This is a genomic window from Frankia sp. AgPm24, assembly GCF_023243055.1.
GTDB lineage: Bacteria > Actinomycetota > Actinomycetes > Frankiales > Frankiaceae > Frankia > Frankia umida.
This window is the reverse complement of record NZ_JALKFW010000163.1, coordinates 1-25,823: the sequence shown is the minus strand read 5'-3', so window position 1 is coordinate 25,823 and position 25,823 is coordinate 1. Positions and strand designations below refer to the sequence as shown.

General features: G+C 73.4%; 21 protein-coding genes and 1 pseudogene. 13 read left to right on the top strand and 9 right to left on the bottom strand.

Annotated elements, in window-relative coordinates:
* Positions 1-69: 69 nt before the first annotated feature.
* From MXD61_RS09275 to MXD61_RS09265, 3 genes are all read right to left on the bottom strand, one after another.
* Positions 70-2,316, bottom strand: a complete 2,247-nt coding sequence (locus MXD61_RS09275; protein WP_248812430.1) for an FtsX-like permease family protein — start codon at positions 2,314-2,316, stop codon at positions 70-72.
* On the bottom strand, positions 2,264-2,932 hold the full coding sequence (locus tag MXD61_RS09270; protein WP_248812429.1) for an ABC transporter ATP-binding protein: 669 nt from the start codon (positions 2,930-2,932) through the stop codon (positions 2,264-2,266). The genes MXD61_RS09275 and MXD61_RS09270 overlap by 53 nt, the downstream gene beginning before the upstream one ends.
* A gap of 601 nt (positions 2,933-3,533) precedes the next feature.
* A complete protein-coding gene (locus MXD61_RS09265) occupies positions 3,534-4,103 on the bottom strand; it encodes an excalibur calcium-binding domain-containing protein (RefSeq protein WP_248812428.1) in 570 nt (189 codons plus the stop codon).
* A gap of 228 nt (positions 4,104-4,331) precedes the next feature.
* Between MXD61_RS09265 and MXD61_RS09260 the strand changes: the two genes are divergently transcribed.
* Complete coding sequence (locus MXD61_RS09260) at positions 4,332-4,976, top strand: maleylpyruvate isomerase N-terminal domain-containing protein (RefSeq protein ID WP_248812427.1); 645 nt, start codon at positions 4,332-4,334, stop codon at positions 4,974-4,976.
* 141 nt (positions 4,977-5,117) lie between these two features.
* Positions 5,118-6,530, top strand: a complete 1,413-nt coding sequence (locus MXD61_RS09255) for a lipase (protein ID WP_248812426.1) — start codon at positions 5,118-5,120, stop codon at positions 6,528-6,530.
* A gap of 388 nt (positions 6,531-6,918) precedes the next feature.
* Here the strand turns inward: MXD61_RS09255 and MXD61_RS09250 are convergent, their stop codons facing one another.
* From MXD61_RS09250 to MXD61_RS09230, 5 genes and pseudogenes are all read right to left on the bottom strand, one after another.
* A complete protein-coding gene (locus MXD61_RS09250; protein WP_248812425.1) occupies positions 6,919-7,680 on the bottom strand; it encodes a class I SAM-dependent methyltransferase in 762 nt (253 codons plus the stop codon).
* Between the two features lie 155 nt (positions 7,681-7,835).
* Positions 7,836-8,573, bottom strand: a complete 738-nt coding sequence (locus MXD61_RS09245; RefSeq protein WP_248812424.1) for a DUF2599 domain-containing protein — start codon at positions 8,571-8,573, stop codon at positions 7,836-7,838.
* A 276-nt stretch (positions 8,574-8,849) separates the two neighbouring features.
* Positions 8,850-9,035 (bottom strand): annotated as a pseudogene (locus MXD61_RS09240) (GlsB/YeaQ/YmgE family stress response membrane protein); the annotation flags it as partial.
* A 53-nt stretch (positions 9,036-9,088) separates the two neighbouring features.
* The gene (locus tag MXD61_RS09235) at positions 9,089-10,417 is read right to left on the bottom strand and encodes an amidase (protein WP_285223206.1); all 1,329 of its coding nucleotides are present in this window, start codon (positions 10,415-10,417) and stop codon (positions 9,089-9,091) included.
* A gap of 138 nt (positions 10,418-10,555) precedes the next feature.
* On the bottom strand, positions 10,556-12,517 hold the full coding sequence (locus tag MXD61_RS09230) for a potassium transporter Kup (protein ID WP_248812423.1): 1,962 nt from the start codon (positions 12,515-12,517) through the stop codon (positions 10,556-10,558).
* Between the two features lie 411 nt (positions 12,518-12,928).
* On the opposite strand from MXD61_RS09230, the gene tatA reads away from it, so the two are divergent.
* The 8 genes from tatA (at position 12,929) to MXD61_RS09190 (ending at position 22,320) form a co-directional block, all read left to right on the top strand.
* Complete coding sequence (tatA, locus tag MXD61_RS09225) at positions 12,929-13,288, top strand: Sec-independent protein translocase subunit TatA (RefSeq protein WP_248812422.1); 360 nt, start codon at positions 12,929-12,931, stop codon at positions 13,286-13,288.
* Positions 13,289-13,868: 580 nt separating this feature from the next.
* On the top strand, positions 13,869-14,636 hold the full coding sequence (locus MXD61_RS09220) for a DsbA family oxidoreductase (RefSeq protein WP_248812421.1): 768 nt from the start codon (positions 13,869-13,871) through the stop codon (positions 14,634-14,636).
* A 150-nt stretch (positions 14,637-14,786) separates the two neighbouring features.
* A complete protein-coding gene (locus tag MXD61_RS09215) occupies positions 14,787-15,464 on the top strand; it encodes an HD domain-containing protein (protein ID WP_248812420.1) in 678 nt (225 codons plus the stop codon).
* A gap of 196 nt (positions 15,465-15,660) precedes the next feature.
* Positions 15,661-16,905 carry an APC family permease gene (locus MXD61_RS09210; protein WP_248812419.1) on the top strand — a complete coding sequence of 415 codons (1,245 nt, stop codon included), beginning with the start codon at positions 15,661-15,663 and terminating at the stop codon, positions 16,903-16,905.
* 227 nt (positions 16,906-17,132) lie between these two features.
* Positions 17,133-18,074, top strand: a complete 942-nt coding sequence (locus MXD61_RS09205; protein ID WP_248812454.1) for a tyrosine-type recombinase/integrase — start codon at positions 17,133-17,135, stop codon at positions 18,072-18,074.
* An 837-nt stretch (positions 18,075-18,911) separates the two neighbouring features.
* Positions 18,912-19,778, top strand: a complete 867-nt coding sequence (locus tag MXD61_RS09200) for a hypothetical protein (RefSeq protein WP_248812418.1) — start codon at positions 18,912-18,914, stop codon at positions 19,776-19,778.
* 174 nt (positions 19,779-19,952) lie between these two features.
* The gene (locus MXD61_RS09195) at positions 19,953-21,668 is read left to right on the top strand and encodes a hypothetical protein (protein WP_248812417.1); all 1,716 of its coding nucleotides are present in this window, start codon (positions 19,953-19,955) and stop codon (positions 21,666-21,668) included.
* Between the two features lie 28 nt (positions 21,669-21,696).
* Complete coding sequence (locus MXD61_RS09190; RefSeq protein WP_248812416.1) at positions 21,697-22,320, top strand: thymidylate kinase; 624 nt, start codon at positions 21,697-21,699, stop codon at positions 22,318-22,320.
* Positions 22,321-22,362: 42 nt separating this feature from the next.
* On the opposite strand, the gene MXD61_RS09185 is transcribed toward MXD61_RS09190, so the two are convergent.
* A complete protein-coding gene (locus MXD61_RS09185; RefSeq protein WP_248812415.1) occupies positions 22,363-22,764 on the bottom strand; it encodes a DUF6069 family protein in 402 nt (133 codons plus the stop codon).
* 245 nt (positions 22,765-23,009) lie between these two features.
* Between MXD61_RS09185 and MXD61_RS09180 the strand changes: the two genes are divergently transcribed.
* The 3 genes from MXD61_RS09180 (at position 23,010) to MXD61_RS09170 (ending at position 25,648) form a co-directional block, all read left to right on the top strand.
* Positions 23,010-24,470, top strand: a complete 1,461-nt coding sequence (locus tag MXD61_RS09180; protein WP_248812414.1) for a sensor histidine kinase — start codon at positions 23,010-23,012, stop codon at positions 24,468-24,470.
* Positions 24,467-25,210 (top strand): response regulator transcription factor, encoded by a 744-nt coding sequence (locus MXD61_RS09175; protein WP_248812413.1) that lies wholly within the window; start codon positions 24,467-24,469, stop codon positions 25,208-25,210. Before MXD61_RS09180 ends, MXD61_RS09175 begins: the two co-directional genes overlap by 4 nt.
* 174 nt (positions 25,211-25,384) lie before the next feature.
* Positions 25,385-25,648 carry a hypothetical protein gene (locus tag MXD61_RS09170; protein WP_248812412.1) on the top strand — a complete coding sequence of 88 codons (264 nt, stop codon included), beginning with the start codon at positions 25,385-25,387 and terminating at the stop codon, positions 25,646-25,648.
* Positions 25,649-25,823: the final 175 nt, after the last annotated feature.

Genomic DNA, 25,823 nt, shown 5'->3' with positions numbered 1-25,823 from the left:
GCCGGGCGGCGGCCGCGCCTCGCCTGCGGTCAGGGGCCAGGGGTCAGCTGGTTTCGCGGGCCGTCGTGCTCACAGGCGGTGTCCCCCAACCGGGGACGAAGGGGCGAAGGTGTCGTGGGTGGCCACGAGGCCGTCGCGGTCGGGGACGACGCTGATACCGGCGTGTCTCAGCGTGCTCCAGACAAGTGCCGCGGCGGCTGCGGTGAGCACGGCCAGGGTGGCGACGAACGGCCACATGACCGCGATGAGGTTGACGGATGTGTCGTCGCTGCGGTAGCCGAGGGCCCAGAGCACGGAACTGGCCAGGGCGAGCAGAACGGTGCCTCCGGCTGCGATGGTCACTTCGGTGAGCGCCACGGTGGCGGTCTGGCGGCGGGTGGTGCCGAGGATCTGGAGGTAGTTGTTGGCGGGCTGACGGTCCTGGAGCAGGGCGACGAGGGAGATGAGGGCGGCGAGCAGGGAGACGGCGACGGCGAAGGCGGCACCCCAGCGGAAGATGTCCAGGATGGCGGTGAGTTCGCTGGCGCCGCTCACGGTGGCGGTTCCGGCGATCCGCACGTTGACGGTGGGGTCCCCACCGACGAGGCGGTCGTAGAGGTTTCCCGCCTCGGCGGTGGGGAGCGGGATGTAGAGGGTGTCGTCGGTGGGGCTGATGGTGGCGCGGTCGGTGAGGGTGACGACGAATCCGTCGAGGATGTCGCCGCGCGGCCCGTACAGCGGGGTGGGAGTCGCGTCACTGTCCTCGGGTGGGGGCTGCCCCTGGTAGGTGATCCCGTAGAGGCGATGATGGTCGCAGGTGACCTGTCCGCCGGTGACGGCGCGGACCGCGGTGCAGGATCCGGTGAGGGTGCCCCTGAGCATCGGGTCGGTGGAGGCGCTGGTGGTGCCGGTGAGGACGTCGTGGTCGGTGAGCAGACGGCGGGTGTCGTCGCTGGGGCGGCGGACTTCCACGACGCTGCGGCCGTCGGGGCTGTAGGCCTGCCAGATGGCGGCCGGGTCGTCGCTGAGGAAGTCGATGGTCGTGGCGCCGGCGGACAGGACGAACAGTCCGGACGCGAGCGCGCCGAGGGCTCTGGTGAGTGATCCTGACGGTCGGCGCAGCCGGGCTCCGACCAGGGCGGTGACCGGGTCGTCGGAGGCGCTCAGCCGGGACCCGAGCCAGGCGCACACGAGCGGGGCCACCAGTAGAAGGCCGACGAAGGTGCTGACCCGGCCGCTGAGGACGACCGGCCACGCCGCGTCGGCGTGCCACCAGTGGGTGACGGCGGCGGCGAGCAGACCGAAACCGAGGACGCACCATCGCCAGTCCGACGACACCCCACCAGGTCCGGTCGATCGTCGCCGGCCGCGGCGCAGGTGCGACCGGGCGGTCAGCCAGGCCGCCGCGGCGGCCATCGCCACCACCAGGACGAACACGACCGGCAGCGTCCTGTAGCCCGTGGAGAGATCCCCGGGGAACGCCGTCCAGGCCACGAAGGTGGGCGTGGCCCTGGCGAACAGCGGTCGTGCCACAAGCAGACCGAGCAGTGCGCCGACGCCGACGGTGAGAACGGCCTCGGACACGAGAGCACGGCGCAGCGCCGTGGCATCGAGGCCGATGACGGTGAGAAGCCCGAGCTGCCGTTCCCTGGTGCGGGCGTTCAGCCTGGTGCACGCGGCGACGAGGAATGCCCCCGGTAGCAGGGTGAAGAACAGGCCGATGATGAGGAACGTGGGCCGGTTGAAACGAAGATAGGTCGCGAGATAGTCGGCCTGCGGGCCGAACGCGTTGAAGGTGAAAATCCCGACCGGCAGTGCGCCGGCGACGGATACGGCCGGTTCGACACCTGTGATCGCGCGCAGCTCATGGGAGCCGGTAAGACCATTGGGCCCGATCAGCCCGTCCACGCGCGGGAACCGGGCGGCGATACTGGCATCACTGCCGCGAAGCTTGGCTATTTCCGGCGAGACGTACATCTCGCCTGGTTTCGGAAAACGCGACAGCCCCGGCGGCACGGGTGGATCCTCGCAGGTGGCGGCAAGAAGCGTGACCGCGTACTGGTCAAGGTCGAAGGGGTCGTACCGGTACCTGCCCTGGACGCATCCGCCCTCGCGAAAATCGCCCATCTCGGCGAGGCGCCCCCGTTCACCCACGTGCGTGACAAAGTTCGCGAGCCCAAAAAGACCACAGAGAGAAACCGCGACGAGCACTCCCACCAGGGCGGCGAGGAACCGTGTCACAGCGCGGCCGCGCCGGAAGAACAGCGTACCGACGAGAACCGCGTTACGAAGTGAGGTGAGTCGCACGAGGCCTGTCCGCCATATCGAAGTGGTCATCCGCGATGTCCGTGAGTGCGGGGTCGTGGGTTGCGCAGATCACCGCGGCACCCGCCGCGACGGTGGCGCGCAGGGCGGCGAGCACGTCGTCGCGGCTGGAGGCGTCCAGGGAGGCGGTGGGCTCGTCGGCGAACACCACAGGAGGACGGTGGATCAGAGCGCGGGCCACGGAGGCGCGTTGCGCCTGCCCACCGGAGATCTCCTGCGGTGGGCGGTCGGCGCAGTCGTCGATTCCCAGCCGGGTCAGCGCTTCCATCGCCGCGGTGCGTGCGGAGCGTCTCGACGCGCCGTTGAGGCGCAGCGGCAGCGCGACATTCTCGACCACGGAGAGTTCGGGCAGGAGCTCACCACGCTGAAAGATGAACCCGCACAGGGTGAGCCGCAGAGCGGCGCGGGCGGACGGCGACGCGGGGAGTATCCGCCCCATGAGCCTGACGTCACCCTCGGCGCGCAGGACCCCGGCCAGGCAGTAGAGCAAGGTGGATTTTCCGACACCGGATCTGCCGGTCACGCACAGCAGGGAGCCCGGTTCGGCGGTCAGAGCCAGCCCCTGGAAGAGCCGGTGACCGTTGGGGTACGCGAACGTGAGCCCTGCGGCGACGACTGAGGAACCCACGTTCGCGTACTCCATTACTGTTAGCTGCGGCTACCTTTGTTACGGATGTTACAACTAATCAGGGGCTGACCCAGCTCGAGCAGTTGTCCGGGTTCCAGCTACCCTGGTCCCGGCATGCCCGGAAGTTGTTGAGGGGTGAAACGGTAATCGACTGTGTGGACCACTGCCCGCCGTTGGTGGTGAGACGGTTGGCTCCGCTGCCGTTCCAGTTCGTGTAGGCGGCATCGCCTTCGGTCACAGTGTCCTGGACCGTGAGCAGCTTGCCCGAGTTCCACGCCTTGGAACCAGCGGAAGTTTTTTTTCTTTCCTGTCTGGCGTGAGGCATGTTGAGGCCATCGCCACCTTAAGGAAATGGAACCTTAACACGCCATAATCGTGTAGGGCGTAGCAGACCTCGACATCGATCGCCCGCTTCCCGGAGGTTCTCGACGCAGCCCTCGCCCAGCTCGCCGATACGGCCTTCTTCGCTCGCCGCCCCGGACTTCGCGGATCTGGTCTTCGCGACCGTCCTGGCCTGGGGTCGTACCCCGCCGGCCGCCCCCGCCCGGACAGACCCGTGACCTGACCACCGCCACCGCCACCGCCACCGCGGATCCGGGAGTCAGCTGGTGTCGCAGGCGACGCCGTCGTGGTCGCGGTCGAGCGGGGCCCGGTAGCCGGGTTGTCCCTGGTACAGCGGGGCGGCCCCGGCGGCCCGGACGGCGTCGCAGTTGGCGTAGTACACCGAGGTCGGGTTCTCCTGCGCCGGCGGCGGCGCCTGGGCGGCGGGCTGCTGGGCCGCGGGCGCCTGCTGGACGGGCGGTGCCTGCTGCTGGGCCGGGGGGATCACGTTGCGCTGAGGCTGGGCCGGGGGCGCCGCGGCGGCCTGGGCGGGTGGTGCGGAGGTCACGGCCGGCCGCACCGCGGCGGCCGCCGCCCGGGTGGTGGCCGGGGCGACCGGTGCGGCGGCGGCGGTCACCGGCGCGACCGGCGGAGCCGAGGTGGCGGACGTCGCCGTCGGCCGCGGTGACGGGGAACCCGGGGAAGCCGTGGGTGACGGCGACGACACCACGGGTGCGTCGGCCGAGGCCGCGACGGTCGACGGGTCCTTCTTCGGCGCGGTCAACACGATCAGGATGATCAGCAGCCAGAAGCCGCCGACGATTCCGGAAATGATCGGGTGGCGGCGCATCCACCCCCACAGTCGATACCCGACCGATGCCCCCTGCTGACCGCGTGCCACTGTGCGCCCCCCGGCTGATGGTGCGTCCCCGTCCCGGGAGTCGCGTCCCGAGGCTGGGGTGATCGGGTCGGACGATATCCCGCGTTCCGGTGCCCTGTGCGAGCAGAGCGCGACCAGGAGACAGAGCGCGGTGGCGATGGGCGTCCAGTGGGTCGCGGGTGGGCCAGGATGGGCGGTATGAGCGTGAGCGTGATCGGGCCGGTGTTCGTCCAGACAGCCCAGGCCGCGGCGGGACTGCTGCGCGAACCGGTACTGGCGCGACGGTGGGAGACACCCAGCGCGTTGGCGCAGTTCCAGGTCAGCGGGCTGGCGGGGCATCTGGCCTGGCAGGTCCTCGCCGTACCGGGGCGTCTGGACGCCGCCGAACCGGACGGGCCGGCACTCTCGCTGGTGGAGTACTACACGGCGGCGGCGTGGGTCGGCGCGCCCCTGGACGGTGACCTCAACACCGGTCTGCGCACTATCGGCGAGCAGACCGCCGCGGACGGCCCGGCCGCCCTCGCCGCCCAGGTCGACGCCACCCTCACCCAGCTCCGGACGAGGATGGCGACCCTCGACGGCACCCGGCTGGTGGCGATGCGCACGTCCGCGCCACCGCTGACCGTCGACGACCTGCTGACCACCCGCATCCTCGAACTGGCCGTCCACGCCGACGACCTCGCCGTCAGTCTCGACCTGCCCACCCCGGCGCTGCCCGAGGCCGCGACCGACCTGGTCATCGCCCTGCTGGCCCGGGTCGCCACCCGCCGCCACGGGCCGGTCGCGCTGCTGCGCGCACTCAGCCGCGCCGAACGCGCCCCCACCAGCATCACCGCCCTGTGACCCTTTCCTTCCTCCTTCACCGGCGCATCAGCGCAAACATCACCATCGCGGTCGGGGGTGGGTCGCGGTCTGGCCGCGATGTCGGATGCCGGACCATGCATTCGCCTCTGCGTACGCGATGATTCACCTAGGGTGATAGCCGTGACGGTGCGAGATCGGTTGATGACAGCGGTGCTGGCGGTCGTGGCGACGGCGACCGTGCTGGTGGTGGGGCCGAGCGCGACCGCCGCCACCAGCACGACGTCGCCCACGACCACCACGGTGGTCCCGGCCACCGCGACCACCACGGGGATTCCGGCGGCCAGGTCGGCCAGATCGGCCTCGTCGACGGCCGCGGCCCGGCTGGCGCTGCCGCCTGCGACGGGAACGTTCGCGGTCGGACGGGACACGCTGCACCTGGTGGACACCGCGCGCCGCGACCCGTGGGAGCCGACACGCCCCCGGGAACTGATGGTCGACGTCTACTACCCGGCGGCCACCCCGGCCAGCCCCGGGGCGGGTCGCGGCGGCCCGGCCCGCTACGCCGACCCGGCCGAGATCCGGTTGTACCTGGCCTCGCTCGGGCTGGACGGCGTCCTGTCGGCCACCGATATCGCCGCGACGACGATCGCGAGCCGTACCGGCGTGCGTCCCCTCGGCGGACGCCATCCGCTGGTACTGCTCTCCCCGGGGCTGGGGGTGGGCCGCCGGTCACTGACCGGCCTGGCCGAGCAGTTCGCCAGCCGCGGCTATGTCGCGGCCACCGTCGACCACGCCTACGAGTCGGTCGGCACCCTGTTCACCGGCGACCGGATGCTGACCTGCGTGGCCTGCGACCGCCTGCGGGACGTGTCCGACTTCGACGCCGCGGTGCGCTCCCGCACCGTCGATCTCTCGTTCGTCCTGGATCGTCTGATCGGCCCGCGTCCGGCGTGGCGCGCCTCGGCGACCATCGACGCGACCCGGATCGCCGCCGTCGGTCACAGCCTCGGCGGTGCGGCGGCGGTGGCGCTGCTCGCCCACGACCCCCGGGTCCGCGCCGGCGTCGACCTGGACGGCACCCTCGCCGACCCCGCCACCCCCCTGGTCCCCGCCGGCCTGCCCGGACGCGCGGTGCTCCTGCTCGGCGCCACCCCGGACCATCCCGCCCCCGGCCCGGGCGGCCAGGCACCCCCCGGCACCAGCCCCGACGACTACGACCCCACCTGGGCGCAGGCCTGGTCGCTGCTGCGCACCCCCCGCCTGTGGCTGGACGTCGACGGCGCCGACCATTTCAGCTTCACCGACGACCCGGTCATCGCCGACCAGCTCCCCCCACCCCCCGGTGCCACTGCCAGCGCCGCTGGCACCGGCGCTGGCAGTGGCACCGGCGCTGGCAGTACCGGTGGCGGTGGCCCGACGTCGAATCCGGCGCCGCCGGACGGGGTCGCTCCCACCCTGTCCGGCGCCCGCGCCCTGGCGATCACCCGCGTCTACGTCGAGGCCTTCGTCACCCGCGCCCTGACCGGACGTTCCGCTCCCATCCTGGACGCCCCGAGCCGCACCTACCCGGAAGTCCGCATCATCGGCCACTGACCGTCGCCATCGACTCCCGTCCGTCACGACTGGGGTCGTCGTCCGCTCCCGTCCGTCACGGCCGGGCGTGGCCGCGAGCCGGCTCGCCCGCCGGTCGCCCGCATGCCGAGGGTTGTTCGGGAATCGAGGGCCTCGTTTTCCGAACAACCCTCGGCATGCCACCGCACAACCCTCGGCATGGCGGCGCATCCGCCTCGGCAGGGCGGCACGTGCGCCTCGGCGACCGGGCGCGGCGTCCACGCTCGAACCACAAGGCCGAGGACACCGAGGACGCCCCGGATGGGGCGATCCCGCCGAGGCGTGGCGAAGGACGCAGAGCCGCTTTTCTTTGAGCGAGGCTCAGGTTCGGACGGGGCAGGTTCGAGCGGGGCTCCTCTTCGGACGGGGCTCAGGCGCGGGCGCGGGCGAGCAGGACGGCGCTGGGCAGGGCGTCGAGGTCATCGGCGTCGCGCAGCAGCCGGGCGGTCTCGACGAAACCGGCCCGGCGCAGCAGCAGGGCGACACGGTCGGGGGGCCAGCGGTGCGAGGGGGCGACCCGGTGGGCGTGCGGCTGGGGCTCGGTGTCGGTGACCTCGGTGGTCTGGAACGCCAGCAGCAGCTGTCCGCCCGGCGCCAGCACCCGGCGGAACTCGGCGAACAGCTGCGGGACGGCCCCGGGCGGCAGGTGGATCATCGAGAACCAGGCGACGATCCCCGACAGGGTCTGCGCGCCGAAACCGAGCCGATGCATGAGACCGACCTCGAACGACAGGTGCGGATGGTCCCGGCGGGCCCGTTCGATCATCGCCGAGGACAGGTCGAGGCCGACCGCGGCCACCCCCAGGCTGTGCAGGTGGGCGGTGATGTGACCGGGACCGCAGCCCACATCGGCGACCAGTCCGGGGCTACCCGTGGCCGCGGTGTGCTCGGCGACGAGTTCGGCGAACGCGGCGAACATCGCACGTTCGAGGGGTCGTCGCGGGAGCTGGCCGGCGAACATGTCGGCGTAGAGATCGGCGACCGCGTCGTAGGCGTCACGGGTCCGGGTCAGGTCGGCCTCGTCCCATCCGGGCCGCCTGCCGGCCTTCTCCGCCCGCCCGGAGACCGGCAGATCGCGCTGCGGGTGATCCTGCTCCGGCAGGGTCCGATCGTCGTCGGGAGTCGCGCTCATGGCGGCGGATCATAACCGGCTGTTGATCTCCGAGGCGGTGGGGGAGCGTCGGGGTGGCACCCCCGAGCGCACTTTCGTCGAGCGTCCCGCCGCCCCCACCACCCCCGCCGGACCCGCTGTGGATCACGGTGTGTGGATCACGGTGTCCGGGTGGGTCAGCCGTGCTCGCCGCGGACGGGGTAGCGCGCGGCGACGCCGTCGGGACGGTAGACCCGGGTCGGGCCGCCGGCCGGGTCGGTGCCCAGCGTGTTGCCGCACCGGGTGGAGATCCAGGTGGGGAAACTGTTCGGGGTCATCGGTGGACGCCAGCTCTCCAGGTCGTAGGTGTCACCGGTGGCGTAGCCGTCGCCGGAACGGATTTGGGCCAGCGCCTGATGGCAGGCCAGCTGCTGGTGCAGGCTCTCGGCGGACGCGGCGGTACCGACCCCGGGCACGCAGGCACCGATCGCCGACCACAGCACCTGCGTCGTCGCCGTCCGCGGCGCCTTGCGGGAGGCCACCGTCGGGCGCAGCGACACCCGGAACGCCCCCGACGACCACGATTCGACGACGATCTCCTCGACGTCCCTGCTCGCCCCGCAGTACGGCCGGCCCCCCGCCGCCGCCCCGCCCCCCACCAGACCCGCCGCTACCCCGGGACGCGCCGACGCCCCAGCCCCAGCCGACGCCGTGGGCGACGCGCTGGGTGACGCGGTGGGGGTGAGACGGCTCGCCGTGGCCGTGGGGGTGATCTCGGTGATGGCCACCGGTCGGTCGCGGGCGTCCTGATCGTCGGCGTCGTGACCGCCGCAGCCGGCCAGGGTCAGCACCAGCAGCATCCCGGCGGTGATCATGGCGGCGTTCGCCCACGCCGCCGCCCGCGCCGAGATCAACCGCACCGTGAATGTCCGCACGGGATCCAAGAGTAGGGCGCCAGACGCTCACCGTCCGTGCGAGCCCGCCCCGACCACCACGATCACCCGCCGACGGACGACCCTCGCGACCAGCGCTGTTCCCCGCCCATCACCGCGGAACGGCCACGGTCGGCGTGGGAGAACACCGTCGGCGGGATGGTCGGGGCGAGCCTGCGCTACGCGGTGACGTTGGCCTGGCCGACCGTGCCCGGGGACGTCCGTTGCTCCCCGCCCCTGCGGCGTCACGCTGACCGCCAGCTGGGCGGGGGTCGCCGGTCAGCGGCGCAGGGCGCGGTCGCGGCCTCCGACGGCACGCCAGATCAGCACGACGACGATCGCGCCCAGGATCGACCCGATGATGCCGGAGGGCTGCAGCGCGCCCTCACCGAGATCCTTGCCGAACAGGACGTAGCCGAGGAATCCCCCGACGAACGAGCCGACCACGCCGAGCAGGATCGTCTGGGCGACAGGCGTTCCGCGCGGCTGACCGGCGGGTCACCCAGGCGACCCGCCGGTCAGCCGCGTCGCGCCGGCGGTCTCGCCCGGACGGTGAGGTGCTCGCCGGCCTGGGCGACGGTGAGCAGGTCGGCCTCGTGGCCGGGGCGGGCGACCAGCTGGAGGCCGACGGGGTGACCGGCATCGGTCCATCCGGCGGGGAGGCTCAGGGCGGGATGACCGGTGAGGTTGAACGCCCAGGTCAGCGCGACGCTCATCGCCGGCCCGGGGCCGTCGTGGCCATGCGGGGGGTGGGGGGTCGTCGGGGTGGCCAGCAGGTCATGGTCGGCGAACAGCACCGCCAACGCCCGCTGCGACGCCGCCCGCGTCCCACCCGGATCCCAGCCGGGGGGAGCGTGGGTGGGGGGCCTGCGCAGGGCCAGCCAGCAGGCCTGCGGATCGGGCAGGTCGACGGTGGCGCCGGTCGTGACCAGGGCACCCGCGGCGACCAGACGGTCGAGGTGGGCGCGGGCGGCGGCGGCGATCGGGGCGTCCGTGCGGGCGAAACCCAGCGTGGACGACCAGGCCACCCGCAGCGGCCGCCCACCCCGCGCGACACCCTCACCATCCGGGACGGGCCAGGACAGGCCAGGCGGGGACAGGCCAGGCGGGGAGCGGTCGGGCGGGGAGACACGGAGGGCGTCGAGGTAGGCGGCGAGGTCGGCGGGGTGGCGGGCCAGCGCGCCGGGGGCGGTCAGACCGGCGCGGTCGCGGGCGGGAAGCCGTCCGGTGGTGAGTTTGAGGCCCAGCACCGCGCACCAGGCGGCCGGGATACGCACCGAACCGGCACCGTCGCTGCCGGTGGCCAACGGGACAAGACCGGCGGCCACCGCCGCCGCGGATCCGGCCGACGAACCCCCCGGGCTCCACGTCGGATCATGCGGGTTGCGGGTGGGGCCGCGGTCGGTGTGCCCCCAGGTCTGCCAGGCGGTTCCCGGCCCCGGCACCGCCGTGGCCCCCACCGGCACACATCCCGCCGCGACCAGCCGCCGGGTCTGCTCGGCGTCGCGTCCCTCACTGGCCTTGACGCCCAGCGGCACACCGGCGAGCGGCAGGTACTGCCCGGCACGCAGCCGACGGTCCACCTCCAGGGCCGCCGCCCGGGCGGCCCTGGGCCACAGCTCGCGAAACGCCCGCAGCTCCTCGTCGGCCACCCGGATGCGCGCCAGGGCGTCGCCGGTCACCTCCCACGCCGACCAGATCCCCTCCCGCACCAGCGCGGCGATCCGCACCGCCCCGAGAGCCTCGAGGCCGCCGAGCCCCTTGTCGCCGCCGACACCGCCGTCACCGCCGTCCAGAGCGCCTCCCGTGGTCCCGCCGCGCCGGTTCGGTGGCGACGGCATCATCATGATCCCGCATCCGGGGTGGCGGACGGCGGAAAGCCGCTGTGCTCCGGTAGCCGAATCCTGTTCGGGGGCAGCGGCGAAACGACAGAGACGGGTGTTGTGCGGAGGTGGCTGGCGCGGACCCCACCTCGTTGCCGCCCGTTACAGCTCGATGTGTGAGCCCATGATGATGGTGCGGTCTCGTGGGAGGCCGAAGTGTTCGGCGGCGTCAGCGGTGATGTAGGAGGTCGCGATGAACAGGCGTTTGCGCCAGCGGGCCATGGTCGGCGCCTTCCCACTTCGAAGCTCGATTGTGGACAGGAAGTAGGACGCCCGGTCCAGGTTCAGCTGCCGTCCTTCGACGGTGGCCGGGTCGATCGTTCTGAGGGCGCCGAGCACGTTGGGCGTCTCCATGTAGCCGAACCGTGCGGTGATGTGGCTGATGCCGTCGTCGGTGTAGCCCAGATCGTCGACGGCGATCCGCTCGTTCGCCGGCACGCGAGGTACCGGCAGGGTCTGGACCGACACGATCAGGACCAGGTCGTGGCGCACATGGCTGTGCTCGACGTTCGCCCGTAGTGCCAGCGGCGCGGTCTGCTTACTGCGGTTGAGGAACACGGCCGCGCCCGGCACCCGGGCGGTGGACGGCGCGTTCACGCGTAGCTGCTCGACGAAGTCGTGCAGCGACCCCTCGCTCTGTTCGCGCTGCGCGGTGACGATCCGTCGGCCTCGCTGCCAGGTGGTCATGACGGTGAACGCCGTCAGCGCGATAAGAAGCGGAAGCCACGCGCCGTGGACGAGTTTGGTCAGGTTGGCCGCGAGGAACAGCAGGTCGACCACCAACAGGACGCTCGCGCCCAGGCCTAGCAGCCACCGCGGCGTGTGCCACTTCCGCCGGGCGATGTAGACGAACAGCAGGGTGGTGATGGTGATCGTCCCCGTCACCGCCATGCCGAACGCGAACGCCAGGGCCGCCGAGCTACGGAACGCGAAGACGAGCGTGAGTACCGAGACCATCAGCAGCCAGTTGATCCACGGGACGTAGATCTGCCCGATCGTGGACTCCGAGGTGTGGGCGACCCGCAGCCGAGGCAGATAGCCGAGCTCGGCGGCCTGGGCCGCGACCGAGTACGCCCCGGTGATCACGGCCTGGGAGGCGATCACGGTCGCGGCGGTGGCCAGCAGGACGAGTGGCAGCCGTGCCCAGCCCGGGGCGAGCAGGAAGAACGGGCCGCTGATGGTGTCCGGGTCGCCGAGGATCAGCGCCCCCTGGCCGAGGTAGCTGAGCACGCACGCGGGGAACACCAGAAGCAGCCAGGCGCGGCTGATCGCCGGTCGGCCGAAGTGCCCCATGTCGGCGTACAGCGCCTCGGCTCCGGTGACGGCGAGCACGACCGCGGCCAGGGCGAAGAACGCGGTGCCGAAATGGTGCACCAGGAAACTCGCGGCGTAGGTCGGCGACAACGCCTCGAGGATGGTCGGGTGCCCGACGATGCCGACCATCCCGAGCGCGCCGATGGTCACGAACCACACGATCATCACGGGCCCGAACATCCTGCCGACCGTGGCGGTGCCCAACCGCTGCGCGAGAAACAGCAGCACGATGATCACCGCGGTGACCGGCACGACCAGCTCTTCGAGCGACGGCTTCACGATCCTGATGCCCTCGACCGCGGACAGCACGGAGATCGCCGGTGTGATCATGCTGTCGCCGAAGAAGAGTGCTGCCCCGAAGATGCCCAACCCCGCCAGGACGGCGGCGGTCCGGCCACCCCCTCCTGTTCCCACCCGCCGCAGCAGGGTGATCAGGGCCATGATGCCGCCCTCGCCTTCGTTGTCGGCGCGCATGGCCAGCAGCACATAGGTGACCGTGACGATGATCGTGACGGACCAGAACACCAGGGACACCACACCGAACACGGTGTCCGTGCTGACCGGGACGGGATGCGGGTCGTCCGGGTTGAACACCGTCTGAAGGGTGTAGATCGGGCTGGTCCCGATGTCCCCGAACACCACACCGAGCGCGCCGACGACCAGCGCCAGCCGAGCCGCGTCGCGCCCCTGCCCAGGATGGGCCTCCGGTGTCGGTGCCGGCTCCGGCGTCGTCAGCTGCTGCTCCGTCACGACCGTCCTTCCTGGGCGCTGGCCGCGGCGCGCCGAAGCCGGGCATCCGCGCCCCGGACGCTACCGCCCGCCCGCGGCACCTTCCGGGCTCGGGCCGCGTCCAGTCAGCGAGTCACGCCGGTCGCGGGGTCCGTGCCGACAGCCTTCGACCTGGTGAACCTGTCAGGGTGGTCGTGATCCGACATCACCACGATCATCGACCCGAGCCTGGTCGCGCCGCACCGGTGGCGTCCCGAGGGCGACCCCGACCGGATCGCCACCGACGCCCAGGTCAGCATGTACGGCCTGGTCGCCCGCAAGCCCTGACGGGCCGACGCGGCGCGGTCGTACCATGCTGTAAAGGGCCGTCCTCCACGGGTCGCGGGGCGGCCGGTCCGGTCACATCCCGACCCTGGCAGAAGGTTGGTTGTCGTGGCAGACATCGGCGTTCCCGAACTGCTCATCATCGTCGCGGTGGTCATGGTGCTCTTCGGTGCCAAGCGGCTCCCCGACGCCGCCCGGTCCTTCGGTCGTTCGCTGCGGATCTTCAAGTCCGAGGTGAAGGGTCTGCACGACGACGACCACCCCGCCGACACCGCCTCCGCCGCGCCGGCCCAAACCTCGCCCCCGGCTCCCGTCGTGGCAGCTCCTGTCGTGGCAGCGCCCGCCGCCGCCTCTCCTGCCGCGGCCCCGGTGATCGTCGCGCCGGCCCCGGCCGCACCGGTGGCGACCACCGTCGCCGCGCCGTCCGCCGCGGCGGTCTCGCCGAACGGAAGCACCCCCTCCGCCTGACCTCCGCCGGACCGCGGCGCGGGGCCCGATCGCCCGCACACCTGTCCGTCTCCTGGCCCTCGCCTGGACGCTCTCCTGGCCGTCGTCGGGCCGTCGCCACCGTGGCTGCTACGGGTCGGGCGGCCCAAGGGGTGACCGGTGGTGGTCCTCGGCGTGGTGTGTTTCGCCGCGCCACCCGGGTGGCGCCTTCCCGTCCCACGACCGTGCCGTCCGCGTCGACCACAGGTCCCCGCAGGGGCGGTGAGCTGCGGTTTCGTTCGCCTGGCCGGAGGGCCCGCGCACCTGTGGCCGCCGACGGTCACCTCTGTGGCCGCACGGTGGGACGTGGGTGTGCGCGGTCGCTCATCCACCGCGGGCCCCGAGCGCACCTCCGAGGTGTTCACTCGCTAACGGCGGCGACACCGGCCGCCACCGCGTCTGTCGCACACCGCACGCCGCACGCCGCCACGTCCCGCCCCGGGACGCGCCGCCCCGCATCGGGGTCCGGCCGGCCACCGCGGCGGACAGCGCTGGTGGTGGGTTCGGCGCCGCCGGAAAGTCGCGGCCTCAGATGCGGTGACGAACAGGATGGTGATCCGCCGTGCGCGTGGACATCTGGAGTGACCTCGTCTGCCCGTGGTGCTATGTCGGCTGGTCCCGGCTACGCCGGGCACTGACCGGCTTCACCCACCAGGACGAGCTGACGGTGCGCTGGCACTCCTACGAGCTGAACCCGGGCCTGGCCCGCGGCCGCAGCGAGCCGCGTCCCGGCGCGCCCGGACGCCGCTTGCGGGACCTGTCCGCCGAGGAGATCGCCCGCGGCGAACAGCGGGTCGCCGACGCCGCCCGCGACGAGGGACTTCCCTACCGCGCCGACCGGCATCACGGCAGCACCTTCGACCTGCACCGTCTGCTGCACCTGGCCACCGAGGCCGGCCGGGCGGCCCCCACCCTCGACGCCCTGCACCAGGCGCATTTCGGCGCGGGCCGTGACATCTTCGACCACGCGGTGGCCGTCGACGTCGCCACCGCCGCCGGCCTCGATCCCACCGACGCGCGCCGTGTCCTGGCCGGCGACGCCTACACCGAACGGGTCTTCACCGACCAGCGGGCCGCCCACGACCTGCGGATCACCGGCGTCCCGTATGTGCTGATCGACCGGAGCATCGTCGTGTCCGGGGCCCGCGGCAGCGCCCTGTTCACCCGCGCGCTGGACACCGCCTGGGCCCGCCGCCCCCGCACCCGCGCCCGGTCCCACGCCGAGGTCGAGACCGTCCCCGCGGCGGCTGCCGCTGGTGCGGGTGTCGGTGGGGGCGCCGCTGCCCGGCCGTCCCGTTCCCGGCCCCACGCACGTCAGCCCGTGCGCTGAGCCGACCGTGCCCTCCCGCTGGCCGGGCCGGGATGTGCGGCGGCTGGGCACGGTCATGGTCGGGCCAACCGGCCACTATTCGGGGACGCGCGTCCGGTTCGTTCGGGTGGAGGGGCCCCGCGGCTCGGACGGGACCGCTACCGTCGGGCCATGAGCCTGACAGCGCGGGGCGGCAGCACCGGACCAGCCGGCTCCCCGACGGCGGGGACGGCGGCGGGAGCCGCGGGGGCGGCCACCGACCAGGGGGCCGAGGCGCTGCACCGCCGGTACGCCCCGACGTCCGCCGCGTTCACCGAGGTGCACTCCCACTGTCGGATCGTGTGGGATGTGGCCGCCAGCCTGCTGGCCGCCGGAGCCGCCCCCGAAGCCGACGTCACCCTGGTACGCACCGGTGCGCTGCTGCACGACATCGGCGTCTACCGGCTCTACGACGACACCGGCCGGCTCGACTACGCCCAGTACCTGCGCCACGGGGTGCTCGGCCATGAACTGCTCGCCGCCGAGGGGCTGCCCCGCACGGTGTGCCGGTTCGCGTCCTGCCACACCGGTGTCGGGTTGACCCGTGCGGAGATCGAGGCCGGCGGGCTGCCCGTTCCCGCCGCCGACTACCTCGCCGAGACCGTCGAGGAACGCCTGGTCATGTACGCCGACAAGTTCCACTCCAAAAGCCGCCCGGGCAGCTTCCTGACCGCCGACGCCTACCGGCGGTCGCTGCGCCGCTTCGGCACGCACAAGATCGACCTGTTCGACGCGCTCACCACCGAGTTCGGCCTGCCCGACCTGCCGATGCTGGCCACCCGCCATCACATGACCCTCCACGACGCCTGACCCCACCCAGGTGGACACCTGCGCGCAGCCAGAGCCGACAGAGTCGAGACCGAAACCCACCAGGACGCCCAGGTCCAGGCCCAGGCCGGAGCCGGGCCGGGAAGCGGGGTCGGGCCGGGAGTTGGGGTCGGGCCGGGAGTTGGGGTCGGATGGGGGGCCGGGGCGGCTGACGCGGCGGCTTGGACCGGCGGACGCGATGGTCATCGGTCTGGCCGCGATGATCGGCGCCGGGGTGTTCACCGTGTTCGCGCCGGCGGCGCGGGTGGCCGGCGCGGGACTGCTACCGGCCCTCGGTGTCGCCGCGGTCGTCGCCTACTGCAACGCGACGTCCAGCGCGCGCCTGGCGGCCCGCTATCCCAGCTCCGGTGGGACCTACGTCTACGGGCGGGCACGTCTGGGTGACCTGTGGGGCTATCTGGCCGGGGTCGCGTTCGTCGTCGGCAAGACAGCGTCGTGCGCGGCGATGGCCCTGGGTGTCGGCGGCTACGCGTGGCCGGCGCATCCCCATCTGATCGCGGTCGCCGCGGTCGTGCTGCTCACCGGCGCGGATGTCGCCGGGGCCCACCGCGGGGTGGCCCTGGGCCGGGTCCTGGTCGGGATCGCGCTGGTCGTGCTGGCGGTCGTGGTCGTCGTCTGCCTGACCAGCGCGACGTTCCAGCCCGCGCGTCTGCGCCTTCGGGCGGCGTCGGACGCGGCGACGCCCAGCGCCGGCGGTGTGCTGCGGGCGGCGGGGCTGCTGTTCTTCGCCTTCGCCGGTTACGCGCGGCTGGCCACCCTGGGTGAGGAGGTGCGGGATCCGGCGCGCACGATCCCCCGCGCGGTGCTGGTCGCCCTCGCGATCACCCTCGTCGTCTACCTGGGGGTGGCCGTGGCCGTGCTGGGTGTGCTCGGCCCGGCGGCCCTGGGTGGCTCCGGTGCGCCGCTGGTCGACGCGGTGCGCGCCGCCGGGGCGGGCGCTCTGGCGCCGCTGGTGCGGGTGGGGGCGGTGGTGGCCGCGAGCGGATCGTTGCTGGCGCTGCTGCTCGGGGTGTCGCGCACCACGCTGGCGATGGCCCGCGACCGGCATCTGCCCCGGACCCTCGCCGTCGTGTCGACCCGGACCGCGGTGCCCCACCACGCGCAGCTGACGGTCGGTGCGGTCGTGGCCGTCGCGGCCGGGTTCCTCGACCTGCGCGCCACGATCGGATTCTCCTCGTTCGGGGTGCTCGTCTACTACGCGGTGGCGAACGCGTCGGCGTGGACGCTGCGCCCCGAGGAGGGCCGTCCGCCGCGCTGGGTGCCCGTGTGCGGCCTGGTCGGCTGCCTGACGTTGGCGTGCACCCTGCCGCCGGGTGCCGTCGTGGCGGGTCTGGGGATGCTCGCCGCCGGGGGCGGCGCGTACGCGCTCACCCGCCGTCACCGTGAGGGCCCGCCGGTGGCGGTTCCCGGCAGGTCACAATGAGGGCGATGAGCAGCAGCCCGCCGCCCCTCGAGCGCCCCCCCTCCGCTGCCGGACGTGCGTCCGCCGACCAGGCCGAGCCCTCCGACAGCGATGGGCCCTCCGACCAGGTGGGGCCGTCCGACCAGGTGGGGCCCTCCGCCGGGAACGGGTCGTCGGACGCCGCGACGGAGGTGGCGGTGCTGGGCGCGGTCGGGGCGGTGCGGGGGCGTCGCGGGCCGTCCACGCCGATGCTGGCGCCGGTGCGGGCCGAACGGGTCGGGGACTACGCCCGGGCCTCACGGGCCGCCTCGACATGGCGCGCCTACGACGCGGACCTGCGCCACTTCCACGCCTGGTGCGCGCAGCAGCCGGTGGCGCTGGTCGCGGTCCCGGCGCAGCCCTCGACGGTGGCCGCCTACCTGGTCGCGCTCGCCGACGGCGGCTACAAACCGTCGACGATCCGCCGGCGTCTGGCGGCGATCTCGGTGGGCCACCAGCTCGCCGGCGCCCCCAGCCCCACCGGCGCACCGCAGGTCAGCGCCGTGTGGGACGGCATCCGACGCACCCACGGGATGCGTCCGACCCGCAAGACCGCCCTCGACACCGATCTGCTCGCCCGGGTCGTGGCCACCTTCGGCGACGACGATCCCGCCGACGTGCGGGACCGGGCGCTGCTGCTGGTCGGGTTCGCCGGCTGCCTGCGCCGCGCGGAGCTCGTCGGCCTCGACGTCACCGACCTCGACGAGACCCCCGACGGTCTGATCGTCGACGTCCGACGGTCCAAGACCGACCAGGACGGCGCTGGCGCGCTGGTCGGCATCACCTACGGTTCGCACCGCGCCACCTGCCCGGTCCGCGCCTGGGCGGCCTGGGCCCGGCTGGCCGCGCTCACCGACGGACCGGCGTTTCGCGGTATCAACCGGCACGGCCACATCGGCGCCACCCGGCTGCACCCCGGTTCGGTCGCCCGCATCGTGCAACGCCGGGTGGCCGCCGCCGGCCTGGACGCCACCGACTTCGCCGGACATTCGCTGCGGTCCGGGTTCGCCACCGCCGCCGCCCGCGCCGGCGTCAACGACCGGTCGATCATGCGCCAGGGACGGTGGCGTTCCGCCGCCAGCCTGGACGCCTACGTCCGCCCCGGCCGCCTGTTCGACCGGGACAACCCCTCGGGCCGCGTCGGCCTGTAACCACGTCCCACCGGTGTCGTCTGTGACCCGCGTCGCGGGTCAGGCTGGTCACGGCGACCACGGGGCCGGCGCCGGCCCGATCGGCGTCCACCGCGGGGCACGGCGCCGACCCGGGCGAGGGTGACCCCGAGAGCCGCCCCCCACGCCTGGCCGACCGTCACCGCGGGATCGGTGATCCCGGTGCCGGCAAGGACCAGTCCCACCGCGGTGACCACACCCAGCAGTCCGATCACCCGCACCCGCACCCGCTGGCGCCGGCGCTGGTAGCGGCGCGGATCACCGTCCGTGGGCCGCCGGGGCGGTCCGCTGCGGCCGGCGCGACGGCGGGGGCCGGTCGCGGGCCGCCCCGCGGGCCGGGCGCGGACGGACTCCCGCGGCTTCGGACCGGGCCAGGGCGGGGCCTGGCCCGCAGGCGACGGTGAACGTCGACGTCGGGTCACCTATTACTCCAGAAGCTCAGAGGGACGGCGTTGTCGCATTGTTGGGACTGTCGGCGAACGGTGTAGGCGCGTTGGCCGACCGACTCCACCGCCGGGACGAAAGACCCGGTGCGATGTCTTCTACCGGGGTCCGCGAATGAGCGTCAAAGTGTCGCAAACGAGGGGCGTCGGATGAACCGTCCAACAATGCGACGGCCACTGTCGCATCGTCGGTACCCGGACCGCCTTGTACGGTGTGTTCCACGCGGCGATCCGTGCCCCCCGGGGGCTGGATCGCCGCAACGCCAGAGACACCGAACTCACGGAGAGTGGTGGATGGATGTCAGGTAGAACGCAGGGCGCTCCACGCGATCATGCCGATCCGCACGTGGCAGCCCTGCTACGGTTCCGCTACAGGATGCATCTGAAGCGGCCCGTACCGCTGAGTAAGGTCGCGCATCGGATCGCACCGGACGCCCAGGGGCGGGATCGGCGTAACCTGGAGCGTAAGATAGGCCGTTTCTTCCAGGACGGCACCGGCAGTGAAGGCCTGCGCTGGTCCCTTCTCGAGGCCCACATCCGGCTCGGGTTCCCACCCGAATCCCAGGAGGAACTCCTGGCCGAGTGCGCCACCTATTATCTTCGCGCCTATCCACAATCCCGCGACTGCTCCTACCGCACCCCGAGCGATAACATGGAAAGCATGCGGGAAACCGTCCGGCGACGTGCGGCCGAGGCCCGCGTGCGGATGTGGAGGGCCCGCGACGACCGGGGAGCGGCACTGACCGAACAGGAGATCCTGGATCACGCCGCGTCCCTGCTCGAGGCGCTGGATCGCCACCATCTGTTCAACCCGTGCCGGGACGTCATGACGAAGCTCGACGCGACGGTGCGTCGCATGCCAGCGCTCGTCGCCATGGTCACGATGTGCGATGAGGAACTCCGGGTCATCGACGATGGGCTGGAGGGGTTCCCACCCGAAGCCCTCCCGGTTCTGCGCCCCTACATTCACGACCACCGCGGTGCACATCGCAGGGCGCTGGCCACGCCACGCACCCTCGAGGACAAAACCGCCGGCACCGAGGTCCCTACCGGCGCCGAGGCCCCTGTCAACGTGGAAGCCCCCGCCGCACTCGAGGTGAGTCTCGAACCGGCGCCGCGACGCAAGGAACGTCCGCGGCTGCCCGCGGTGGCGCCCCTGTCGCCGCGCAACCGCCCGTCCGCCGCGCGTGCCGGTCAGCGGCCGGTCCCGCCCGCTGACCCCACCGCGGTCCGGGGCGGCTGAGCCACCCCGTGTTCACCGGCACCCCGACAGCGCGTCGCCCCGGGCATCGGCCGCCGTCCTCTGCCGGGCCCGGCAGTGCCCGGCCCGGCCCGGCAACGCGCGGGGTGCCGGGTGCCGGGTGCACCTGTCATGGTCATTTTTCGTGGTCGTGCGGGCCGTGGCAGGCTGCTACGTGTGCGCAGTAACGACGTAGCCGGCGGCCCGGGCCCGGCCGCCGCCGACGAGGGCCCGCCGTCTCGCACCGCGGCCGCCCTGGTCTGGGATGTGGTGGTGACCCACGCGGACGCCGACGTGGCCTGGGCGCGGTGGCTGTCCTGGCATCTGGCCGACGCCGGCTACCGCGTCACGACCGCCGCCCCGGTAGCGGCCACCCCCGGCACGCGGCCGCCGGGCGGGCTGCTGCTGGTGCTGTGGTCCGCCGCCTATCAGCGACAGGTCACCTCGCCTGTCGGCGGGCAGGCGCCGCCCGCCGACGCCCCAGCCGACCCGCGGGCGCTCGACGCGGCCACGGGCCTGGGACCCTGGCCTGCCCGCCAGGTACTGCTGGTCCGCCTGGCGGACCAGCCACGTCCCGCGCCGTACGCCGGACTGCTCGCCTTCGACCTGTTCGGCCTGGACGCGACGACCGCCCGCGACTGGCTGCTGCGTCAGATCACCACCATCGCCGCGCACCCGGCCGCCGACCTGGTCCCCCCGCCACTGCCATCGTCTCCCAGCACCACCCAGGCCGACACCCACCCCGTCGCCGACACCGAGCGCGACCCCGCCACCGCCAGCGCGACCCCCGCCGCCGGCACCGACATCGAGGCACCTGCCGCCCCGGCGGCCACCCGTGCGGACCAGCCCCACCGCGGGTTCCCGGACCGGCCCGCACCACCACCGCCGCGGCGAACACCCGTGGTGCTGGGAACGCCGCAGCTGGTGGCGACCCTGCGCCAGGAACGGGGACATCCCCTCGCGGTCACGTTCAGTCCGGCCGCACCGCTGGTCGTCACCGCCGGCACCGACACCTGCGTGCACCTGTGGCAGCTGCCGTTCCCCGATCCGCCGCGGCTGGCCGCGACCGTCGGCTACGGCCGGCGGATCAACCAGGAATGGGCGCGGGTGGTCACCTTCAGCCCCGACGGTCACACCCTGGCCGCCGCCGGCGACGCCGGCACCACCGTCCTGTGGCGGCTCACGGCCACCCGGCCACAGCCGCTGCTGACCCTGACCGGTCACCGCGGCCACATCCACGACCTGGACTTCAGCCCCGGCGGAACCCTGCTGGCGACCGCCGGCGACGACCGGGCGGTCCTGCTGTGGGACCTCGCCGACCCGGACGTCCCGACCCGGGCGGCGATCCTCGCCGGGCACCGCGCCCCGGTGCGCGCCGTCGCGTTCAGCCCTGACGGCACGCTGCTGGCCACCGCCGCCGAGGACCGCACCGTCACCCTGTGGGATCTGGCCGACCCCACCCACCCCGCCGCCACGGTCACCCTCACCGGTGCCCGCGGCCCCCTGCACACCGTCGCGTTCAGCCCCGACGGTGACACCCTCGCCGTCGCCGGACGCGACCGTGTCGTGCGCCTGTACTCGGTGGCCGAACCCACCCGTGAACGGCAGATCGCCGCCTTCGGCGAGCATCGCCGCGCCGTGCACGCCGTCGCGTTCAGCCCCGACGGGCATCTGCTGGCCACCGCCTCCGCCGACCGCACGGTCACCGTACGCATCCTCACCGACCCGGACAATCCCGGCCCGCCGCTGCGCCTGGCCGCGCACCATGGCGCCGTGCACGCCGTCGCCTTCGCCCCCGACAGCCGCCTGCTGGCCACCGCCTCGGCCGACCGCACCACCGCCCTGTGGGACCTGTTCCCCGACGAGCCGGCCCCGGCGCCGTCTCCCACCTGACCGGATGCGCGGGCCACGACGCCGCCGGATGCCGATCCTCGCGCTGGTCGGGGTGGACGGTGCCGGCAAGACCACCCAGGCGCGGCGCCTGGCCGCGGCGCTGTCCACCGCCGGGCGGCCCGCCCGCTACCACGAGAACGGCGGCGGACGGCCACTGCTGGACCCGCTCGCCCGCCGTCTGGGCCGCCGTGACGGCCCGGACCTGCTCGGCGAGCGCGGTCACCTCGCCGTCGAGGCGACGATCCGCGCCACGGCGATCACGATCGGGCTCGGCTTGTCGTGGTTGCGCGGCGAGGTCGCCGTCATGGACCGTTACACCTACTGCCAGTACGCCACCATGCGCCTGCGCGAGCATCCCGCGGCCGTGGGCGCCGCGGCGCGGGGTGAGCGGTGGGTTCGGGCCGCCTACCGGCACCTGCCCACCCCGGACCTGGTCGTCTGGCTGACGGTCCCGGTGACGGTGGCGCAGCGACGGGTGGAGCTGCGCGGACGTGACCGCGAGGACCTCGACCGGCTGACCGCGTTCGCCGCCGCGTACGCGGGCCTGCCCGAAGCCGACCTGTTCCATCCGCTGCCCGCCACCGGCAGCGCCGACGACATCCACACCGCCCTGCTGCGGCTCGCCCGCGCCACCCTGGACCAGCGCGACTGATCTGCCACCGACCGCCTGGTATCGACCGCGCCGCGGGGACGGTCAGCATCCGTCTGCGGGCGGCGAACAGCGGATCGTGCGGGCGAACCCGACGATCAGTGTCACACCGACCAGCAGGTGCAGCCCGGCCAGAGCCATCCCGGTGGCGACATCCGCCGCCCGCAGCGGCCCGGCGAAGGAACTCGCGAGCGTGGCACCGGCGATGTTCACCCACCAGCGCCCAGCCCGCCGGGTGCGCCGTTCGAGCACGGCCAGCAGCACCGCGGCGGCCACCCCGGCGAGCACCGCGGCGAGGACGACCATGGCGAACCCCACGCCGTGCACCACCGCCGGCTCGCCACCGCCAGCACGAACCCGCAGGGACACCCCCGCCAGCGGCACCGCCACAACCCAGCCGACCACGGCCACCCCGACCGCCCCCAGCACCACCCGCCCCCGCCGCATCCAGACCCCGCCCCAGACCCCGGCCGCGCCAGGGCCGGCATGCCTGTGCGGGCGCTGACCACCGCGACGGTGACAGGCCCGCGGTGCGCGCCGGGCGAAGGGGACACGGGGCGGGCGGAACCCGGGTGATGTCTGCACGGCAGAACCATCTCCGACCCGCGGCCCCGCGCACATCAGCCGACCGGCCAGAGCGCATCGACTTTGGTCGGTGGGCAGGCACGCGAGAGGCCCGTACCCTTCGGCTCATGCATCCAGCGCAGCGCCTGCGGCCGGTGGGCCTGGCCGTCGTCGCCGGCGGCCTCAGCGGGCTGAGCCGCCTGGACCTGCGCACCCCGAGCACCGCGGACGGCTGCGGCGACAGCCAGACATCGCAGGATCGGCAGGCCCGCTGTCAGGCGCGGACCACGGCGACCGTGATCACACTGGTCGTGTGCGCCGCGCCGGTCGGCCTCACCGTGTGGGCTCAGATCGCCGCCCATCCGCACAGCGGCTGGGCGGCAGTGGACATCGCGGCCGGGCTGGTCGGCTGGGCGCTGCTGGCGGCGCTGATCCGCGCCCCGGTGCCCACGGCGCTGCTACTCGCGGCCCTGGCCATGTTCTCCTCGACGGCCACCGTGCCGGCGACCCTGGCGGTCCTGCATGTCGCGGCCCGTCGCCGGCTGCCGGTGGCACTCGCCGTCGCCGCGGCCGGCATCGGCGCGCACGTCACCCGCGGGGTGCTGCGACCGCCGGAGGGGCTCCCGCTTGGTTGGCTGCTGGCACTGGTCGTCGTCGCCCATGCCGGTCTGCTGGGCTGGGGCAGGCTCGCCCGCGCCCGGGCGGCGCTGCTCGCCTCGCTGGAAGAACGGGCGCGGCGCGCCGAAACCGACGGGGCCCGTCGCGTCGCGGCGGCCCGCGCCGGCGAACGCACCCGGCTGGCCCGGGAGATGCATGACGTGCTCGCCCACCGGCTGTCCCTGCTCGCCACCTACGCCGGGGCACTGCAGTACCGGCCGGACGCGCCACCGCAGGCCTTGGCGCAGGCCGCCGGGGTGATCCGCGAGCAGGTGGCCGGCGCCCTCGACGAGCTGCGCGACGTCATCGCCGTCCTCCGCGACGACGACGAGCACACCGCGGGGCCCCCACCCACCCTCGCCGACCTCCCGCAGCTGCTCGCCCGGGTTCGCGCCGCCGGCACCCCCATCCGCCACACCTGTGACCTGCCCGCCCATCCAGCCGCCTGCCCCGCCGCCTGCGAGCAGGACGACCATGGCGCCCAGACGGAACCCGGTGTCGGCGCCGACCCCGACGGCCGCCGCGCAGACGACCGCGACCCTGCGACCGGGCGCCTCCCCGAGATCGACACCCTGGCGCCCGCGGTGGGGCGGGCCGCCTACCGGGTGGTACAGGAGGCTCTGACCAACGCCCACCGGCACGCCCCCGGCCAGCCCGTCCACCTCACCGTCCGCGGCGGCCCCGGTCGCGGCCTGACCCTCGACCTCGTCAACCAGCTGCCCGCCACCCCCGACGCGCCCCCGCCGCCGACAGCACCGGTAGCGCCCGCGTCGACGACAGTCCCATCCCGGGCGGCGTCGCCCGCGTCGCCGGGCTCCGGGATGGGGCTGGTCGGGCTCACCGAACGGGTCCGCCTGGCCGGCGGCCAACTCGACCACCAGCACGTCGACGGAACGTTCCACCTGCACGCCCAGCTGCCCTGGCCCCGATGACACACCCCGAACCGCCCGACGCGCAGGCCTCCACCACACCGACACCACCCGGGTGGGCGCGCCCGCGGATACGGGTACTGCTCGTCGACGACGACCCGCTCGTACGCGCGGGCCTGACCCTGATGCTCGACGGCGCCCGCGGCAGCGGAACACCCGACGGCGAGGAGCAGGAGATCTCCGTGGTCGGGCAGGCCGGCGACGGCGCGCAGGCCCTGACCGCCGTCGACACCCACGCACCGCACGTCGTCCTCATGGACCTGCGCATGCCCCGACTCGACGGGCTGAGCGCCACCCGCCGGCTACGCGCCCACCCCCACCCACCGGAGGTGATCGTGCTGACCACCTTCGACACCGACGACAACGTCCTCGCCGCCCTGCGCGCCGGCGCCGGCGGTTTCCTGCTCAAGGACGCCCCGCCCACCCGCATCGTCGAGGCGGTGCTGCGCGTCGCCGCCGGCGAACCCATCCTCGCCCCGCAGATCACCCGCCGCCTGCTCGCACGCACCACCACCGAAGCCGACACCCACATCCGCGCCCGCACCGCCCTGGCCGGCCTCACCCCCCGCGAACACGACGTCGCCCTCGGCGTCGGCCACGGCCACACCAACGCCGAGATCGGCACCCGGCTGCACCTGTCGACCGCCACCGTCAAAGCGCACATCACCCGCATCCTCACCCACCTGCACCTGACCAACCGCACCCAGCTCGCCCTGCTCGTCCACGACGCCGGCCTGCTCTGAGACACCCGACTGCGTCAGTAGCTGTCGTTGAGTGCCGCGGCCCACCGGATGGATTCTCTGGATGCGGTCCTGGGCAGGCTGGCTGAGCGGTAGTGGAGAAAAGAGAGGTTCTGCGGGGAGACGTGTGTCCAGGTGTCGCCTTATCCAGAGGTACCACCCTCTATGATCGCCGTGATGGCGAACAACCAGGACGATTACGACGACCGTGGCAGGATCTTCCGTACCGGCTGGCAGAAGCCTCGCCCTCCGCGGAGGGGAAACACACCTCCATGGCTGGTCATCGTCCTTCTGGTCGCCTTCGTCCTCGTCGCCGTGCTGATCACCCGGGGATGTTCCAACAGTGACAGTTCGGAGGCTGCGGACGCCGCTCCAGCAACTGTCATTGTGACGCAGACCGTGCCCGTGCCCGCAACCCCGGGCGAGGCTACTGACCTTTAATGCGTGAGGTCGGCCGCTTGATCATGGGGTGGTGTCAAGGTCAGTCCGGTGCCCGCCAGGCAGCCCTCGAGTAGGTCAGGACGACGCCCGACCCGGCGCATGCCCCGGCGGACCAGACCGGTGAGATGGTCGACGTCGACCAGGACCCGGTTGGCGATCTCCCCGCGTTTCAGCA